Annotated in this window: 15 protein-coding genes, 1 pseudogene and 1 riboswitch; of the genes and pseudogenes, 8 read left to right on the top strand and 8 right to left on the bottom strand. The window is 43.9% G+C overall.

Annotation, left to right across the window (positions count from 1 at the left end):
* Window positions 1-44: 44 nt before the first annotated feature.
* Entirely contained in the window at window positions 45-1,295 is a 1,251-nt protein-coding gene (locus G493_RS0111500) for a diguanylate cyclase (RefSeq protein ID WP_028580505.1), read from the bottom strand.
* Between the two features lie 242 nt (window positions 1,296-1,537).
* A riboswitch (cobalamin riboswitch) is annotated at window positions 1,538-1,746 on the top strand.
* 195 nt (window positions 1,747-1,941) lie between these two features.
* Here G493_RS0111500 and thiC point away from each other — a divergent pair.
* Together thiC and cobT are read left to right on the top strand one after the other, a co-directional pair.
* The gene (gene thiC / locus G493_RS0111495; RefSeq protein WP_028580504.1) at window positions 1,942-3,270 is read left to right on the top strand and encodes a phosphomethylpyrimidine synthase ThiC; all 1,329 of its coding nucleotides are present in this window, start codon (window positions 1,942-1,944) and stop codon (window positions 3,268-3,270) included.
* A gap of 90 nt (window positions 3,271-3,360) precedes the next feature.
* The gene (gene cobT / locus G493_RS0111490; protein ID WP_028580503.1) at window positions 3,361-4,428 is read left to right on the top strand and encodes a nicotinate-nucleotide--dimethylbenzimidazole phosphoribosyltransferase; all 1,068 of its coding nucleotides are present in this window, start codon (window positions 3,361-3,363) and stop codon (window positions 4,426-4,428) included.
* A gap of 174 nt (window positions 4,429-4,602) precedes the next feature.
* Here cobT and G493_RS0111485 read toward each other — a convergent pair whose 3' ends face one another.
* On the bottom strand, window positions 4,603-5,175 hold the full coding sequence (locus G493_RS0111485) for a hypothetical protein (RefSeq protein WP_028580502.1): 573 nt from the start codon (window positions 5,173-5,175) through the stop codon (window positions 4,603-4,605).
* A gap of 506 nt (window positions 5,176-5,681) precedes the next feature.
* Here G493_RS0111485 and G493_RS0111480 point away from each other — a divergent pair.
* On the top strand, window positions 5,682-6,749 hold the full coding sequence (locus G493_RS0111480) for a tetratricopeptide repeat protein (RefSeq protein ID WP_028580501.1): 1,068 nt from the start codon (window positions 5,682-5,684) through the stop codon (window positions 6,747-6,749).
* 299 nt (window positions 6,750-7,048) lie between these two features.
* Here G493_RS0111480 and nhaR read toward each other — a convergent pair whose 3' ends face one another.
* On the bottom strand, window positions 7,049-7,948 hold the full coding sequence (gene nhaR / locus G493_RS0111475) for a transcriptional activator NhaR (RefSeq protein WP_028580500.1): 900 nt from the start codon (window positions 7,946-7,948) through the stop codon (window positions 7,049-7,051).
* Window positions 7,949-8,283: 335 nt separating this feature from the next.
* Here nhaR and nhaD point away from each other — a divergent pair, with 335 nt between their 5' ends.
* Both nhaD and G493_RS0111465 read left to right on the top strand, forming a co-directional pair.
* Window positions 8,284-9,720 carry a sodium:proton antiporter NhaD gene (gene nhaD / locus G493_RS0111470; protein WP_028580499.1) on the top strand — a complete coding sequence of 479 codons (1,437 nt, stop codon included), beginning with the start codon at window positions 8,284-8,286 and terminating at the stop codon, window positions 9,718-9,720.
* Between the two features lie 91 nt (window positions 9,721-9,811).
* Entirely contained in the window at window positions 9,812-10,408 is a 597-nt protein-coding gene (locus G493_RS0111465) for a carbonic anhydrase (RefSeq protein ID WP_028580498.1), read from the top strand.
* 73 nt (window positions 10,409-10,481) lie between these two features.
* Here G493_RS0111465 and G493_RS0111460 read toward each other — a convergent pair whose 3' ends face one another.
* A complete protein-coding gene (locus G493_RS0111460) occupies window positions 10,482-10,688 on the bottom strand; it encodes a TOBE domain-containing protein (RefSeq protein WP_028580497.1) in 207 nt (68 codons plus the stop codon).
* 719 nt (window positions 10,689-11,407) lie between these two features.
* Between G493_RS0111460 and G493_RS0111455 the strand changes: the two genes are divergently transcribed.
* The gene (locus G493_RS0111455) at window positions 11,408-11,749 is read left to right on the top strand and encodes a thioredoxin family protein (protein ID WP_028580496.1); all 342 of its coding nucleotides are present in this window, start codon (window positions 11,408-11,410) and stop codon (window positions 11,747-11,749) included.
* 83 nt (window positions 11,750-11,832) lie between these two features.
* Here G493_RS0111455 and G493_RS0111450 read toward each other — a convergent pair whose 3' ends face one another.
* Both G493_RS0111450 and G493_RS0111445 read right to left on the bottom strand, forming a co-directional pair.
* On the bottom strand, window positions 11,833-12,129 hold the full coding sequence (locus G493_RS0111450) for a hypothetical protein (protein WP_028580495.1): 297 nt from the start codon (window positions 12,127-12,129) through the stop codon (window positions 11,833-11,835).
* 230 nt (window positions 12,130-12,359) lie between these two features.
* Window positions 12,360-13,217, bottom strand: coding sequence for an AraC family transcriptional regulator (locus G493_RS0111445; RefSeq protein WP_028580494.1), 858 nt, complete (start codon window positions 13,215-13,217; stop codon window positions 12,360-12,362).
* Between the two features lie 856 nt (window positions 13,218-14,073).
* Between G493_RS0111445 and G493_RS32130 the strand changes: the two genes are divergently transcribed.
* Window positions 14,074-16,056 carry a HAMP domain-containing methyl-accepting chemotaxis protein gene (locus G493_RS32130; protein ID WP_051309248.1) on the top strand — a complete coding sequence of 661 codons (1,983 nt, stop codon included), beginning with the start codon at window positions 14,074-14,076 and terminating at the stop codon, window positions 16,054-16,056.
* A gap of 74 nt (window positions 16,057-16,130) precedes the next feature.
* A pseudogene (locus G493_RS0111435) lies at window positions 16,131-16,445 on the top strand (transposase); the annotation flags it as partial.
* A gap of 967 nt (window positions 16,446-17,412) precedes the next feature.
* On the opposite strand, the gene G493_RS33385 reads toward G493_RS0111435, so the two are convergent.
* Entirely contained in the window at window positions 17,413-17,688 is a 276-nt protein-coding gene (locus G493_RS33385; protein WP_153306487.1) for a hypothetical protein, read from the bottom strand.
* 108 nt (window positions 17,689-17,796) lie between these two features.
* A complete protein-coding gene (locus G493_RS0111425) occupies window positions 17,797-18,378 on the bottom strand; it encodes a tetratricopeptide repeat protein (protein WP_028580491.1) in 582 nt (193 codons plus the stop codon).
* Window positions 18,379-18,671 lie beyond the last annotated feature (293 nt).

The following is an 18,671-nucleotide window of genomic DNA, read 5'->3' as shown; positions in this document are numbered from 1 at the left end:
CTATAATCTGCTGACGCTGATGTCATCGTCCATACGTGGTATCGTCAAGATGAAATGATAACTCTGTTTCTTCCTTCATTTTTTGCCTTATAGAGAAGGGCATCAGCTTCCTGGATCATATCTTCCAGGCTTTTTTTCAGGTCTGTGCATACACCAATACTTACCGATATATTAAAGGAATGTTCACCGGTGTACATGGTACTGTTGCTGATGGTCTCCCGGAGTTGGTCAAAGATTCCCAGGTAAAAATCCTTGTGCATGTTGGTGGTGATAATACAGAATTCCTCGCCTCCGAGTCTTGCAATAATATCACTTCCCCTGAACCAGTTCATAAGGATTGAGGAAACCTTTTTCAGAACGCAGTCCCCAATGTCATGGCCATAGCTGTCGTTGACATCTTTAAAGTGGTCGATATCAATGAGCACAACAGCAATGGAAATATTTTTTCTCTTCGAATTTTCAAAGAGTTTCTGCCCGGCATCGAACAGGAATCTTCGATTATAGAGGCCGGTGAGAAAGTCGCGATTGGAAGAGTCTATGTTTTTCTGGAGAAAATCCAGCATTTCAAGGTTTTGGGCGATTCTGCAACTGAATTCCTCGGGCAGAAACGGTTTGGTGATGAAATCGTTTGCACCGTTTTTGATAAACTTGACGGAGAGTTTTTTTTCATTGTGGGACGAAAGGCCGATTATTGCCAGTTGCTCCCTGCCATAGCGGCGGCGAATTTTTTTGACCATCCTAAATCCATCGTCCCCTGGCATGTCATAGTCGGTAATGACAAGCTTAATATCAGGATTCATAGCAAGACGTTGCAGAGCCTCTTCGGAATCCGTGGCAGTCAGTACCTGGAAGAGTTGCACTTTTAATAATTTTGTTACATGTTCCCTGATTGTCCAGGAATCATCCACAACAAGAACTTTGGTTTCCCGATTTCTCCACAGGCGGCCAATCAGCTTGCTAATATAGTCAAGGCTGTATAAATCCTCTTTGAGAACATAATCAACCACATTTTTTGCGAGAAATTTTTCTCGAATGTCTTCCCTGTAGGTTCCGGTAAAGACAATGGTTGGTATGCCTTGTTCAAGCATCAGGTCAACGATGGCGCCACCATCCGCATCGTCAAGGTACATTCCCACCAGAGCTACAAAAAAATTATTGTCAGGACGTTCAATGATTTCTTTAGCCTTGGCAAAGGTATGCACGGTGCGCACCGGAAGACCAAGTTCGCACTCCATACGTTGAGAGGCGAGTAAACTGAAGGTGCGGCTATTGTCAACTATCAGGATTTCAGGCATTATCGAGTCGGGTCAGCTAGAGATAAGAACAAAAAATATTATGATGTTTGTACCAGAATGATACAGAAAAAGCACTGAATCTCCAAAGAAGGAAATGTCTTAAGTTCAATTTCTGTCGATAAGTCTGTTGTGCAAAGTGATTGGGAAAGCTTTATGTAAGTGGGCAATAGCTTGATATGGCGTGATAAAGTCAGTGGAAAAATCACTCTTGCGGGGGATTGTTTTTCTTGCGCAAATTTGTTACTAATGCCCGTTCAACATAAAGACAGTTGTATAAACGGAACACGGTGTAAATCCGTGACGGTCCCGCCGCTGTAACTGTGCAAGTTGAGTGCATCCGTATGGAAGCCACTGGTCTGTATGCGTGACTTTTTGAATGAGCACTGCTGCGATTGGGAAGGCGCACTTGATGATGAGCCGGAAGTCAGAAGACGTATAGAACTGTTTTGGTACAGAACACGATGGTAAAGGGTTCTGAAAGGGTGGTGTGCCTTTCAGAACCCTTTTTGCATTTAAGGCACTCCATATATTAGTGTGTATTTGAAGAGCTGGCATAACTTCTTGAAGACGTTCGAAATGTTTGTTTTTGAACGTGGACGGAATATAGCCATTTCTGGAATGACGCTAGGAGGTTGTTGGAGGAATAATGAAAACCCAACTCGAGTATGCAAGAGAAAACGTAATTACGCCCCAGATGGAATCCGTTGCCCGCGAGGAAGGGCTGTCAACTGAGTTTATCCGTTCCAAGGTCGCACTAGGAGAGATTGTTATCGCCAATAATCCCAGGCGGCCGCAGCAAAAAATTGTTGGCATCGGGTCGGGCCTGAGAACCAAAGTCAACGCATCCATTGGCACCTCTTCTGATATCTGTGATATTGCCGCAGAAGTGCGAAAGGCAAAAATTGCAGAGCAGGAAGGGGCAGATACCCTTATGGAACTCTCTGTTGGCGGGAACCTTGACAAAATCCGTCAGGAAGTTCTGGCCAACACGTCTTTACCTGTAGGCAATGTGCCATTGTACCAGGCTTTTAAAGAAACAGCTCGCAGGCACCATAATCCCACAAAACTTGACCCGGAATATCTCTTTGACCTTATTGAGCAGCAACTGGAAGATGGCTTGAGTTTTATGGCCATTCACTGCGGAATTAATCAGTACACCATCGAACGCCTCCGCCGGCAGGGATTCAGATATGGCGGTCTTGCTTCCAAAGGTGGAACCTTTATGGTTGCCTGGATGGACGCCACCGGCAAGGAAAATCCGCTGTATGAACAGTTTGAGAGAGTGTGCGCACTCATGAAAAAATACGACGCCATTTTATCTCTGGGTAACGGTATTCGAGCCGGAGCTATTCATGACAGCCATGACAGGGCCCAAATGGCGGAAATGATAATTAACTGTGAACTGGCAGAAAGAGGTCGTGAAATGGGCTGCCAGATGATGGTGGAAGGGCCGGGGCATGTACCGCTGGATGAGATAGCCGGAAATATTATGCTGGAAAAACGAATGAGCGGTAATGCTCCGTACTATGTCCTGGGCCCCATACCTTTGGACACCGGGGCGGGGTATGATCATATAGCTGCGGCTATCGGCGCTGCCAACTCCGCCCGTTACGGCGCTGACCTGATCTGTTACATTACCCCTGCGGAACATCTGGCTCTTCCCAATGAAGAGGATGTTCGTGAAGGGGTACGGGCTACACGTCTGGCTGTTCGTGTAGGCGATATTGCCAAATACCCTGACCGTCGACAAGGTGAAAAACAGGCTGCCATGGCAAGACGTGACATGCGCTGGCAGGATTTGGAAAAAGTATTGCTGTTTCCAGAGATTGCCGCACAGGTTCGAACAGAACGAACTCCGGAAGCCGATGATACGTGTACAATGTGCGGCGATTTTTGTGCCATGAAAAAAGGCATGGAGGTTTTTAAGACCGATATAGCAGGAGATAAGAAGACCACTGACGAATCTGCTGCCTGATCCGCATTTTCATGACTTTTAAAATACATGTTTAACCACTTATCGCTCCTGAACAGAGAGTGTTCAGGAGCAGTGTAAGAGAACGATACAATGGATAAACTGAAACAAACCATACAGGCTATTCGCGTTCCAGATCAGAATATACGCAATCAGGCCCAACAACGGCTTGCAGACCAGGCCAGACCCCAGGGATGCTTGGGAATCTTGGAGCCTGTAAGTGCACGGCTTGCTGCCATCGCAGGCACTCTGGACGTACAACTCAAGAGAAAGGTTATTGTCACCTGTGCCGGCGACCACGGTGTGGTTGCAGAAGGGGTGAGTCTTTTTCCCCCTGAAGTGACTCCGCAGATGGTCTATAATTTTGTAAATGGAGGAGCCTCTGTCTCTGTGCTGGGCAAGCATGCCGGTGCAGAGGTGCGGGTCGCTGATCTGGGCGTAAACCATGATTTTGAATCAGACCTTCCCATTTTTCATAAAAAGGTTGCCAAAGGCACAGCAAATTTTGCCCTGCAACCTGCCATGAGCCGGGAGCAGGCGGTTCGATCGGTGGAGGCAGGCATAGAGATTGTTGAGGAGCTTATTAGCGAACATCCTGTGGACCTGCTGGGTACGGGGGACATGGGAATAGGTAATACAACTCCTTCTACTGCTGTTATTGCTGCCTTTTCTGGGATTGCGGTGGAAAAATTGACCGGTCGTGGAACTGGTATTGATGACAACATGCTGGCCAATAAGATCAGGGTGATTGAACAGGGACTGAGTCTTCACAAACCTGGCGCAAATGATGCTTTGGATGTACTGGCTAAGGTCGGTGGCCTTGAGATCGGCGGTCTTGCCGGATTGGTGCTGGGTGCTGCCGTGAATGGCGTTCCTGTTATCTGTGATGGGCTGATTTCAACAGCAGGAGCCCTGATTGCATGTTCCCTGGCTCCTGGAGCAAAGGAGTATTTGTTTGCTAGCCATAATTCTGTTGAGGTTGGCCACGCCTATATGTTGAAACATCTTGGCCTGCAACCGCTGCTGGATCTGCAGTTCCGACTTGGTGAAGGAACCGGCGCTGCCGTGGCTATGCATCTCCTTGACGCATCTACCCGTATTCTTGCTGAGATTAAGACCTTTGCAGAGGTGGGTATCGGCAACGCACAGGAAACTGCATGACTTTTCAACAGAATTGCGGGTCAGAAAATTTTGTTTTTTCTTGATATATTGATGGGGGATAGAGCCCCTGTGGTCCTTTTTGCTGCCAGAGATGCCGGGCTGTTCGTCCTCCTTGAAAAAGGTGTTAGCAGCCCGGGGTAATAAAAAATCAAAAATTTCATCTGTTTACAAGAACTATATATCGTCTAAAGAATACTCATCGCCGAAAACCTTCTTACCGATGGCAAGTCTGAACTCCTCAGAGGGGAGTTCAGATTCTTCCCCCGGCCAGACTATTGCCTTGTTGATACATCGCTCAGGCGTGGTACCGCCGTCATTTTCACAGATGCTACATTCGTAATCCTCTTCCACCTGTCTACCGGAAACCATGATCATTTCGCCCATGGGAGCACCTTCGTCGGATACTGCACAGGCCCTGATGCATCCGCAATTCAGCTCAAATAAGGCCGTAGCAACTGCATCGGGGCTGGTTTTTCCCATGTAAATCATAATGCTTTCTATGGCCCGGTTTCTGGCAGCTTCGGCTTTTTGGATGAGAGCTTTCAATTCTTCAACATAGGCTTTTCCATCCTTTGAGGAAAACACTTTTTCTGCATCCGAGATGATGAATTGTTTCATCTCTTGTTCAATTTTTTCTGCATCCCACTCCGGGTGCCGCTTTTTGAGGGCTTCAGCCTGTCGTTGCCATTTTATTACTAATTCTTTTGAATTGTCGTCCAGTTCAAGCTCCTTGTACTCCTCAACCATAACCCTCAGCTCCTTGTCGTATTTTTTAAAATGCCCTGCAATGTAACGATCTTCTTATCGTTGAGTTGACACCGGTGTCAATGCTTTAGGGGTGGGAAAATAACACCTATCCAAAAATTGTATAGAAGAATGAGTTGAGAGACCAACAAGATTGGATAATGTATTTTTTCCGCGGCCTTTAAAATCCCTTAAAAAAAATGTTGTTGCCACGCAATGGTTATTGAGGGGGCGCCGATTTTTGTATTGCGTGATGATCCAGGAAATTGATAACACGAACTTTGTTCGTCTTTAGTAGGCGTTCACTCGCACTCCCGCGGAGTTTCCTTGCGGTTGGCTTACAGCTAGCGGGTTATGCCAGGTTTTTTATACCCCGATGAACTGTTGGCATTTTTTCAATACGTACATTTAGCCTCGACCGCAACAAGATAAAAAGATACGCACCGGGATGCATCAAATTAATATTGACATGTTGTGTAAAGAGTAAACAAAACAAGTGGTTAGTTGTTATGCAAAACCTGAATTCAGTTCTGTCCACATTCATATTCAGCTTGATATGGATAGCATCTCTTTCTGTAGATGCACACTCAACAGAAAATCTTGAAATACAATTGTATCATCAGGCCCAGAAAATAATGGATAACTATCATGGAAATACTCCAGAATTAAAAAAAGTAGAAAATTTACTGAAAAGGATCAATTTTTTCACAAAAGATAGCCAATATTACCTCGTAGGAAAAGCAAGGCTTGCTTACAAAGCTGGATACCTGCACTCTAGAAGTTACAAAAAGGAATCATTACAAGAATCTAAAAGGTATTTTCTCAAAGCGTATACGCTATATCCATCTTTTTTTGATGCATACTATTATGGCAGTCTTCCGTTTATTATGACTGGAGACCTGAAAACTGCCAGATATTTAGCTTTTAGGGCCAGTCAGATAGATCCTGACAATCCCAAAGTACCTCTTATGTGGGGGCAAATAGCTCTGGATGAAAAAAAATATGATGAAGCTGAACGCTACGTCAGGCAAGCCCTTGAATCCCATAAGGACAATAAAGAATTTAACGATGCGTGCTATCTTTTGATCCATATTTATAAAGAGCAAAAAAAATATCGACAGACACGAGCCATCCACATGAAGTTGGTAGACATGTTCCCCGATGATCCCTGGGCCAGAGTCAACTATGCCAGCTTTTTACTGTATAAACTCTCAGATTATGACGAATCAATCCAACAGGCAAAAAAAGCATTGGATCTGATGAACTTCATCCTGGGACATAGGGTTCTTGGTGAGGCCTGCTCTGCCAAGGGAGAACAACTGCTCTGGGAACAACAAAAATACAAAGAGTCTATACCGTACTTTGAACGTTCTACTCAGCATATACGTAAAAACCCACGTGCCTTTTTTGGCTTAGGTGTGGCGTATTTAAAACTGGGCCAGATTAATCAAGATAAGGATTCGCTCCTAAAGGCAAAAGCAGCATTTGAACAAACCTTGAAGTTCAACAAGAATTACAAAGGAGCCATTGAACACATGGCACAGGTGAAAAAAAATCTACAAATGATCAGTATTTAAGGGGCACGGAAAAAATAAATTATCCAATCTTACTTGTCTCTCAACTCGGTAACGTCGTCGTGTCAAAGGCTCAATACGGCCAGTATCGAACCATTGACGCGACAACGTTACCAAACCGATATCCTACGCAATTTTGGGATATGTAGTCTTTCCCGCGACCCTAGTTTGCGCAAATCTGAAGCACCTGCGACCAGTTGCAACTCAGAACTCATTGAAATATCTGTGTTGTTGACCCCGTGATCAGTTACGTACACTGGGAAGACATCTGTCTGCTGATTCTGGATCATTATATTTTGAAATTAAAAAAATAGTTTTTGATGTGCCGCTTCAGAAATGGCTGCTACTGCCGGATGTTTGATGATTCGTTCAACTGAAATAGCGTAGAATTTTTCTTTCATATCCTGTGTCCGGCCAATTACCTGGACGTGGTACTGGTTTACAACTTCTCTTTCAATAACTGTCGGAGCTATAAAGATACCATCACCAGCCTGGCCAAAGACTTTCAAGAGAGCACTGTCGACAAATTCGCCAACTATCAGGGGGGTGATGCTCATTTTATTTAGCCATTGGTCCAGAATTCTACGTAAGGTACTCATCGCCATAGGAAATAGCATTGGAGCATTGTTGAGAGAATGTGGGAATTCCCCTTTAAGCTGCGCTGCCAGATCTTTTGTTCCAAAAAAAGAAACTCCGCATTCTCCCAGGAGGTGATTATAGGCCTTGACGCTCAACCCTGAACGTAAGGGGGTGTCAGTCAGCACCACATCCAGATTGTGCATTGCCAACTCAGCCAGGAGGTTTTCGTCTTTTCCTTCATAGCAGATCAACCGGACCTTTTCCGGTAAGGTATTTATTGGTGCCAAAAGCTTTTGGGCAACATGTTTTGGCACCACGTCAACGATTCCGACCCGTAAAGACCATGGTCCTGTGGTTGGAAGTCCTTTTAGCGAGTCCATCATCTCTCTGCCCAATGAAAAAATTTCATCTGCATATCGCAGAACAAGTTGTCCCGCATCAGTAGGTTCCAGGGTTCGTCCAACTTTTTGTGTCAATTTGACTTCCAGGTTTTCTTCCAGTTTAGAGAGTTGAGCGCTGATTGTTGATTGCGCAAGGCATAGTTTTTCACTGGCTGCAGTGATGCTTCCTTCACGCATAACTGTCCAGAAGTAAAACAGGTGATGGTAATTGAGCCATTCCATATAGATCTCTATTATTCGTATTTTTAGAACTGTTGCAGCGTATTTATCTATTTGTCCGAATTATATTTAGAGTTTAATGTAATGAAGAATAGAAAGAGTGCTTATTCTGGAGGGCATTCTGCCTGCGGAGCACAATAGAACAGAGGGCTGATAAAGGGCAAGGAAATTACGCTTTTTAAGGAGAAAGCTAAAAAAGCATCTCTGAAGTGATTGCCGATTCTGCGCAATTGCCTGAACAATGCGGGCTGTAAGAATTCGCAATACGGTTTCATGGGAACAAAGACGCCTGAAACCTGCCTGTTTGATAAGTGATGGAACAACACTGGAGTTTACAAATGCAAAAACTGAGCATGATCGGGCTGATCTCTCTCTTGACTGTAATACTGGGGTTTGTCTCAACAAGCCTGGCATCAGCTGCACCTGGAAGCCCTGCGGAAATACTTGATCTTACCAAACACTGGGTGGGGTATCTTGGTATTTTCGTATTTATTATCGCCTATGCCTTCGTTATGCTTGAGGAGGTAACCCATATGCGAAAATCCAAACCTGTATTATTGGCAGCAGGTATTATCTGGGGGCTGATCGGTATGGTTTACGCAATGGGTGGCATAACAGGCGTTGCCGAGGAAGCTATCCGCCACAATATTCTAGAATATGCGGAGCTGTTCCTGTTTCTTCTCGTTGCCATGACCTTTATCAATGCCATGGAGGAGAGACTGGTGTTTGAGGTACTGCGGGTCAAGCTGGTAAATGCAGGGTTTTCCTATCGTAAACTTTTCTGGATTACGGGTTTGCTGGCATTCTTTATCTCCCCAATAGCCGATAATTTAACCACTGCGTTATTGATGTGTGCGGTGGTCATGGCCATTGGCAAGGAAGATAAGAAGTTTGTATTGCTGGCCTGTGTCAATATCGTAGTCGCCGCTAATGCGGGTGGAGCTTTCAGCCCGTTTGGGGACATCACCACTTTGATGGTATGGCAGAAAGGGATCGTTCAGTTTCAGGAGTTTCTGGCCTTGTTTATTCCATCCCTTGTTGCCTGGATTGTTCCGGCCGCACTCATGCATTTCTCTATCCCGAATCTCCAGCCTGAGGCCACCAGTGAGGATCTCAAACTCAAGCGAGGCGCATTCATCATTATCGGGCTGTTTCTCTGGACCATCGCGACTGCGGTAAGTTTTCATAACTTCCTGCATCTGCCTCCTATGGTAGGCATGATGGCTGGTCTCTCTCTTCTGAAAATATTCGGCTACTATCTCAACAAAACCCATAAGCCCGATCCGGCTACCTATGATCCGTTGAAAGCTGAAGAGCGCATAGGCCAGATTGTGCCTTTTGATATTTTCAGTAAGGTGGCCCGGGCTGAATGGGATACACTGCTCTTTTTTTATGGGATTATTCTCTGTGTTGGCGGGCTTGGCTTTATGGGATATTTGACACTGCTTTCCAAGTTTATGTATTTCGACCTTGGACCAAGTGCGGCTAACATATTGGTGGGTATTCTGTCTGCCATTGTCGATAATATCCCGGTAATGTTTGCGGTATTGACCATGATGCCTGAGATGTCACACGGGCAGTGGCTGCTTGTTACCCTTACAGCCGGGGTCGGCGGATCCATGCTTTCAATCGGTTCAGCAGCAGGAGTAGCCCTGATGGGTCAGGCAAGGGGAACGTATACATTTTTGGGCCACCTGAAGTGGACTCCTGCCATAGCTCTTGGCTATGCCGCGAGTATCTGGATTCATTTTTTGATAAACGGCAAATATATGTAGCGTAGCAGGCATTGTTGAGGTCGTTAGAAAAACAATACAATCAAGCTCTGCGCGAGATTCATTATAATCAATATTCCAATCGAGGAAGCAAATGATCCAAAAACAATCTAAACGTCCCACTGCTGAAGAGGCTCTACAGATACTCAAAGATGGTAACAAACGGTTTATTTCTGGAAAGCTTGAGCACCCAAACCATTGTAAAGAAAGTCGAGAGAGTCTAACCGCTGGTCAGGAGCCTATCGCAACTATCCTTACCTGTGCAGATTCACGTGTGCCGCCTGTGGATATATTTGACCAGGGACTGGGTGATCTTTTCGTCGTACGGGTTGCAGGCAATGTAATTGGAGATCACTCACTAGGGTCAATAGAGTATGCGGTTAAGCACCTGCATACTCCTGTTGTCATTGTTATGGGGCATGCAAGTTGTGGGGCTATAAGTGCGGTTGCCAGTGGCGCTGTCCTTGAAGGCCACATTGCCACGCTTGGTCCGGCGATCCAAACTGCTATAAAAAATATAAAGGAGGTCGAGGGAGACCTGGTTAACAATGCCTCCAAAGAACTTGCCAGATTGATTTCTGTAAAAATTGCCGAGTCTGAACCAATTGTAGCAGAGTTGGTGAAAAACGGATCTGTAAAAATTGTGCCTGCCTATTATGATCTTAGATCTGGAGAAGTGGAATTTTTGTAATCAGAATAAAGTAAAATTGTAAATATGTGAGGGAAGATTGATGAATCACCCCTCACATATTTTTAAGATGTTATCAAGCGTCTAGTAGTACACTGGTTGCTTTGATGACAACATTGATATCTTTTCCAACTTCAATCCCGAGTTTATTGATTGAATTTTCTGTCACAACAGAAACAATTTCAACGTTTGGAGAAAGTTCAACAGTTACTTCTGCCATAACCTGACCTTTTTTAATATTTTTTACTTTCCCTTTTACGCAGTTTCTCGCACTGATTGCCATAATAATAATCCTTAAAAAAATAGTAATAAACAAGAGTAATGTTATTACTCTGTAAACAAGGTGTATTATGGGTGTAGTTTGGTACAAAGTCAAGCCTAACATGTTGTTATATTTTGGAATAACGGACAAATAGCTGATAGCATGTAAAAAGTGAAGTAAAATTTTTTAAAATCATAAATTTTATTGATACGTGTCATAATACCTCGTAATTTCAATATAATACCACTTGGTGGGAGTGCAGCAGCAACCTTTATCCGTGCCGTTGTATATTTCAATTGTGTAAAATAGAACTTCATATCAAAGAGTAAAAAATACAAATGATCCTACTGCGTGGTACGACGGTCGAGATATGTACATATAGTTTTCAGTGATTGTGTCTGGTTGTTTTGTTATCTTGTCATTGCGGCAGTGTCGTCAGTATAGAAGTTGGCACGAAAATCACTCCCCGAGCTGAGGGAGAGTAACTGATCACGGGGTAACAACACTGGTTTTTCAATTAGTTCTGAGTTGTAACTGGTCACAGTTGCTTCAGATTTGGACAAGCGCGTTTTTTTCGTAGGTAAGCGAAGACTCCAGGTAAGCGGAGACTCCGTTAGGCTATCTATGGGGGAAACCGCGATCGTGCAAAGAGATAAGCAACCAGCGGGAGACTTCGTGGAGTACCTGTTATCAGTTACCCTGAAATACTAAAAACACTCGATTTGAGGAAATAAAGAGACATGAAGATAATCCAAAAAGGTTTTAATCCTGAGTATGTGGAAGATGCCCCGACGATGGAACAGGTATATGAATTGATTGGAGATACCATTCTGGAATTCGGTACCCCCTGGTGTGGACATTGTCAGACTGTGCAATCAGCAGTCAAGGAAGTGCTGGCAGAATGGCCGGATGTACATCATATCAAAATATATGACGGTAAAGGGAAAAAATTAGGCCGAGCATTCAACGTTAAACTGTGGCCTACATTGATTTTATTGCGGGATGGCAAAGAAATCGACCGGTTGGTGCGGCCAGTGTCTCCCGAAGAAGTGCGCCGGTTGTTGTCACATCCCAGCATGTGAAAAGAACAACAAGCCAAATGCATTGGCATCTGTATTTAGCATGACACTCTTTATTTCATGAATGCGTGGTACGCGAAGTCTGACTATTCAGACCTGTGCCAGTAGTAAAATGCCGCGTGGATTCCCTCCGCTTGAGCTGCCTGATAATTCGATAATTCTTCGGCTTGGAGTGCATCAATTTGTTCTGCAGTTGCGAGATAAGCATCTTTCTCCTCAATTACTTCCCACTGCTCGGTCTGGAGAAAACGAAGAGCCCTGTCTCTTGCCTCATCTATGTCAGTCGATAACACCCATATGTGGACAACTGCCCTGGAAACATGGGCAATCAGAGGATTTTCACGCTGCGGTTCGACTTCAAGAGTAAAATGGTAGGAATTCATACAAGACCTCAAATATATTTCTCACCCCTGTGTGTCCTAGGGCGGTGTGATTGATATTACATATCATTTCAAAATAAACGTCATATTTTAGCAATGATTGCGACTTGGCCTGACAAAAAGCTGTCCTGGTCGTCATCTGTCAGGTCAAGTCCAAGCTGCCAACATCATCCTTCCATAAATTTTTTCCTTCTTCAAGCGTTTCCGTAATGTGACCTTATGGAGACAGCCTCTTATTTTACAGGTATGTAAATATCGGTTATCAACTCTTGTGGTTCCGTATTTTCAGGGCTGTTCAGATATATCTCGATACATTCCCTATTAATAATTTCATAACCGTTTTGAGGAATCCACTGACCACAGAGTTGAGCGTAGGTTTCAGCCAATGAGTCATAAGGGCCCATGTGCGTAGTCTTGGCAAATCTTCCGCCAGTCACATGTCTTTGGCCAACAGGCTTTTCAGTTTTAATTTGCCGTTTGATTTCGATGCACGCATCGTAGCGGAGTTTTTCCGGTGGAGTTACCTGAGGGTCGTCAAAACTAAGACCCATAATTTTGGTTCCAGGTTGCAATAGGCCTTTTGGTCCAGCCCATTGGAAAAGTATTTCCCAGGCGGCTCCACACATATTGTAAGGGCCCACATGACGAACAAAAATAACGTCCATGTCTTCCAGCGTAACGATTTCAGCTTTCATTGTAATCTCCTTCCAGTAATGTCTACGTTTTTTCCGGATTTCAATCTGATTTGTTTTGCGATAATGCAAAGGGGAAATGCCAAACGCTTTTCGAAAAGATCGCGTGAAAGATTCATGTGTTTCAAAACCGCTTTCAAAAGCAATCGTGGTAACAGGCGCATCGGTATGTGCTAATTTCTTTGCCGCCCTTTCAAGCCGTAATCGTCTGATATAGGATTTGACAGGTTCCCCAATCATTCCGCTGAAGATACGGTGAAAATGAAACTGCGAAAAACAGGCAATGTCAGCAAGAATTTCCAGCGATAGTTCATCGTCCAAATGGTCTTGAATGTGTTCCAGCACTCTGTCCATTCGTTTTGCATAATCCATTTTAGTTATCTCTTTCAGATTTTTCATAACGCCAATCATATCCTTTCTGAAAAAACGTGCTTGACCGTTTTTGCTGATATTGATGGTTGATTAACTGGCACCAACAGATGTTCAGTGCGGTTAATTGGAATTATTTTTGTTAAACTGTGTTATCTTCCTGTACTATGGTGAAAACGCATGCGCAGTATCGTTAGGTGAAAGTGAGATTCCTGAGGGGGTAATTCGTTTCCTCAAAACGCCTCAACGTCTCGCCTGCAGAGCAAAAAGTATACTGTTTAGCTATAGCGGCTTGCAAACAAGGAGCCGGGCTTGGATTAAGCGCCAATAAGAATGGTTATTGGAACGAAGCAAAAAGACTGTCCTAAAACTGGCAGCAGAATTTTGCTATCCTGCACGATCAGGCCGACGAGATATAGGAGAAAGCTGAACTTTGAGCGAACCTCAAAATTCTTGAGGTTTCAAATGGCAATCTTAATCTTTAAAAATATGAGACGTTATCTCAACACTGAATTTTACTTTCCGAAACTCAGTTCCTGTTTTGATCAACTAAATCACCTTGGCTCTCGGGCCGTATGCCGAGTTGTATGAGCGACTCAACACCACCGTCCGTACATGATGAGAATCCCCAAACAGCCATTGGCCAAAGTAAGAAATTATATTGGTATAAATGGGTCATTTTTTTAGCGGCCAAGACAGAACACATAAATTATTGAAAAACATTCCCAACAAGTTGAAAGGGAATGCCAATACCTGTCATTTATATTACTTTGCAACGAGGTGGGTTTGTATTTGAATAAGTTGCGAGTACTTTTTTAACTTCGTAGATATTTGTATGAATTTATTGAATATTTTACTAATGCCCAAAAGGATATAGGTGATAGGCATGAATAACTTAAAGTTATCCATGAAAATTGGGAGCGGCTTCGGCTTCGTTTTGGTTTTGTTGTTGATCGTTACTTATTTTTCTTGGGACGGCTTGAGCAACGTAGTCAAAGGGATGACTGAGTACGATCGTAGAGCCAATAACTCGAATATAATAGGAGCTCTTCAAGGGAATATGCTGATGGTACGCATGAAGGTTAAAGATTTCATGATTACCCATAGTGATAAAGATCTCAAGGAGTACAAGCAATACATGCTTGAGCTGCAAGGATCTTTAGAAAAGGCAGTTGAAGTTATTAATAAACCTGAACGGAAAGCACAAATCGCAAAAATAGACAAAAACGTCAAGTCTTATGAAAAATCTTTTGAGCAGCTGGTTATAGACATTCGAGAGAGTGATCACATCATCAACGAAAAGCTTAGGAGTGTCGGACCTGCCATATTGCAAGGCATCAACCAAATTATGTCTTCAGCGAAATCTGATCAGGATTTCGATACGGCCGTAAAAGCTAATCAAGCTAGCCAGCATATTCTTTTGGCACGACTTTACGCCCAAAAATTTCTAGCCACCGCCACTGAAGATGATGCCCAAGCTGTCGTCGTTGAAAATTCGAGACTGCAAGAGTTACTTAACCTGATAATTAGTTCCCCCCATGACGAGCGATCGGTTATGGCACAGAAAGTACTCGACGATGTAAAAAATTATATTAGCCATTTTAATAATATGGCCAAAGCAGCAATAGGTCGAACCAAGGTCTATGACGATTATTTATCGCCGGTTGGAGTCGAGGTAGCAACTATCATTGCTGATATGCTTGATTCCTACATTAAAGATCAACAGGAGCTGGGAACAACTCTTAAGGGATCTAGCCAAACAGCCATCCGTACGATGCTGCTGATTGCCATTGCAGCACTGATACTGGGATGCTTTTTTGCATTCTTTCTCACACGGGTTATCACGGATCCAGTACGTAAAACAGCAGTTTTTGCTGAAACAATGGCCAAAGGCGATTTCACTTCCAAACTTTATGTCAAACAAGGGGATGAGATAGGCCTAATGGCAAAATCCCTTAACGGAATGGTTGGCCAGCTAGGGGCGATGATCAAGGAAATTATATATGGAGTCAATAAGTTGTCTGCATCTTCATCCGATCTTGCAGCGATCTCTAAGCAATTGTCTTCGGCAGCAAAAGACACTGCAGGTAAATCAATATCGGTCGCCGCAGCAACGGAACAAATCAGCAGCAACTTCCAGTCGGTATCAGCGGCCATGGAGCAGTCTACAAGCAATGTCAACATGATCGCGTCTTCTACCGAAGAAATGACGAGCACTGTCAAAGAAATCGCAGAAAGTGCCGAAAAAGCGCGAATAATTACCGACAGCGCGGTTAAACAATCTCAAGAAACCTCTGCAAAAATGGCAAATCTCGGTGAATCGGCGAAAAAAATTGGCAAGGTCACAGAAACAATAACTGAAATATCAGAACAGACCAACCTGTTGGCGCTTAATGCCACCATTGAAGCGGCAAGGGCTGGTGAAGCTGGTAAAGGTTTTGCAGTGGTGGCTAATGAAATTAAGGAGCTGGCACGTCAGACGGCTGCAGCAACCATCGACATTAAAAACCAAATCGATGACATGCAGGTGACCGCTGGCTCATCTATCGAGGACATTACTAAAATTTCCGACGTAATTGTCGAGATTAATGGAGCTATAAATACCATTGCCACAGCTGTTGAGGAACAGTCTGCAGCAACAAATGAGATTGCCAACAATATAGCTCAAGCGTCTCAAGGAATTGCAGAGGTTAACGAAAACGTGGCGCAATCCACTTTGGGAGTAACGGATATTAACGGTGACGTGGCGGAGATCAGTCAACAGTCAAATCAAATCGATTCCAGCTCTGACCAGGTTCAGTCCAGCGCTCAGGTCCTTTCTGAGTTAGCAAATCAGCTTGAACAGTTGGTTGGGAAATTTAAGATATGAAATCCGCTCTATCGACCGATTTTCGCTAGGAGCGACCTTGATTGGCAATTTCACTGATTCCCCCAGCGGGGGAGTCAGTGTCGAAAGATAAAGAGCAGTTACTCGCTTTCTATGATTTTGCAGCGGAACATTGGCAATACATTCGGGCATTCAATCCTATTGAATCGAACCTTGCTACTGTACGTCTGAGAGCGGATACTACACGAGGTTGTGTTGCCCAGCGAACGATCTTGGCCATGGTCTATAAACTGGCGATGAGCGCAGAAAAAAAATGGCGAAAACTAAGAGGATTCAAGCTGCTTGCCGAAATTATCCGGGGTGTCCAGTTCAAGGATGGGGAGCCGGTCACCTCTTTAAAAGAAAGCGAACTCAACAGGGCTGTCATTTGAAAGCTATTCCTTAAACACCAGACTTGGCCATAACTCCACGAGCAGTATTTTTCTATCTTTTGGGCGAGATCGCGTGACTGCAATTTCGAGCAGTAGCGCTATAAAGCTAGCGATCCCAACTTTCCGGCCTTATTGGGGGCCTTCTCAACGAAATTGATGCGCGTGGTGTCTCTGTAGCCATATCGACCTGATGACCGGTGGCCACCGAGGTTTGCATAGTCATTCCTAGGAAAGGTGAGCTTTCATCAAGAGACTTTTTCCCGCTTCGGATTTGGTCGTTCATCCAATCGAACATTTCCTTGCGTGTCATGCTTGTGAAATCTTCTTGTTTGACGGAAGCCGTTTCGTCAGTGGCCACTGTTAGTGCGGACGAAAATGATGCGGAATTGGTGCTTTAGCAGTAGATGTCTGCGCGCGTTTCGTGGGGTAAAAGTGATTTGACTCCGCGTTTACCTTCATAAAAATCTCCTCTTGATAGCGATGGGAAAATGTGTAAAACTTTGCAAATCAGCCGTACGGCTATTTGCCTCGGTCGATTTTGCCTTGTTCGGTGTACTTTATTTTTCCAGTACCCGAACCGTTTCTTTTTCATTCTCACCAAGTAGATAGAAAATTACAAATTTAGCTGGAGTGTCCCCAACCTTATAAGGTGCAGGGGGCGCTCTCCCTCGATTTCAAAGGCAATTTGTCCTTCTGTGGCTACGCCCACCGTCGGGAAGGGGTGCAAATGCAAAGGAGGTTCTATTCCCACGTTTATTGTGACTTCTTGGGTCTCGATTTTTGCGACGAGCTTTCTTTGATCAATAAGAGCCGTCAGTAACTCTTTTCTCATAACTGGCTGTGTCATAGTCATTATGACATCTTCCCCTTTTTATTACGCGACGCGTGTCAATATAGTTGTCGTATCACCAACACCCTTTATTAGAATCCTTTTTCGAGGATGTGACAACTACCCTCACACAGGGGGCTACCCTTTCTTTCTATATATTCTTTTTTTAGGGGGAGGATCGCATGCTGAATAGCCGTAAAACAGAGGTCCTAAAAGTGGAATTAACAAGATAATTGACCATTTAATTTTTGTTTTGACATCAAACGCCTTTTTCCAAAGATTTAAAAAGCAATATATTGAAATCAATGCCAAAATTACCAGAGAAAAATTGTAGTAAAAGTTACCAAATTCGCCCAACGATTCAACCCTAACAGGTGAAGCGCTTAAACCTCTATAAAAGCCTGGATCATTCAAATGCTATTTCCTTAAAATGGCAAGGTATATTCTATCGGAATACCGTTGCTCTTAGCCACATGATTTTCCAAACTGATTACGTGATGACCGAGAGAAGTGGTACACCGACTACACGATTTGCAATGCCTTAAGGGCATCTGCCCTTGCATCTTTGGCTACGGTATATTCAGGATCAAGATCCAATGCTTTGTTAAAACATTTATATGCATCGGCAAACCTCTCTTCGGCGTTAAAAATCAGCCCAAGATTATAATAAGCCTCCTCTGGAATATCAGACGCAACTTCTATTGCCTTCCTGTGATACTTCTTTGCTTCTGTAAACTTCCCCTGCTTTGCCAAGCAAGCACCCAGAAAAATCAAGTTGCGTGTAGTTTCTTTAGCTTCCACGGCTTTTCTATACCACCGCTCTGCAAGAGGATGATCACCTTTCTCTTTATAAAGATGTCCAATTTGGTGATAAACAATATGCAGATGATCTTTTGAAGAAAGTAAATTGGCTTTCTCTAACGCATCTCTCGCCTCATCATATTTCGCTATTTTTGATAGCGCATCTGCGAGGGCAATCCAGCCGAACACATCATTTGGGTATTTTGCTGTATATAATTTAGCATAGAGACGATGACATGAAATATTATCACTGTCCCATTCGTTCATTATTTGATCCCAAATCTTTTTTTGTTCTGGTTCCATTATTTACTCAAGATGCTTGATAGAATCGAGGTAAAGTGGCCACTAACCCAGACGGCCCGTCGCAGATCTCTACATACTGCATTGCAGCACAGGGATCATCAATAGTATTTGATTTCTCGTCAGAGAATCGCATCATGCAGAACGCTACCCCTGCCTATATAGAAGAAAATTAAAAGTTGGCTCCTCGCTACATCATGTGGGTAAGCCATAATTAAGTTTCCCACCGATAATGTATGCGATAGTGATAAGGTTTGGTTTGGTCCTGTATCCACGAGCCCTTGCTTTAGCGGCTT

It is taken from the genome of Desulfogranum japonicum DSM 18378 (assembly GCF_000429945.1).
GTDB lineage: Bacteria > Desulfobacterota > Desulfobulbia > Desulfobulbales > Desulfobulbaceae > Desulfogranum > Desulfogranum japonicum.
Note: the sequence above shows the minus strand (reverse complement) of the source record. Positions and strands in the feature narration are given on the sequence as shown.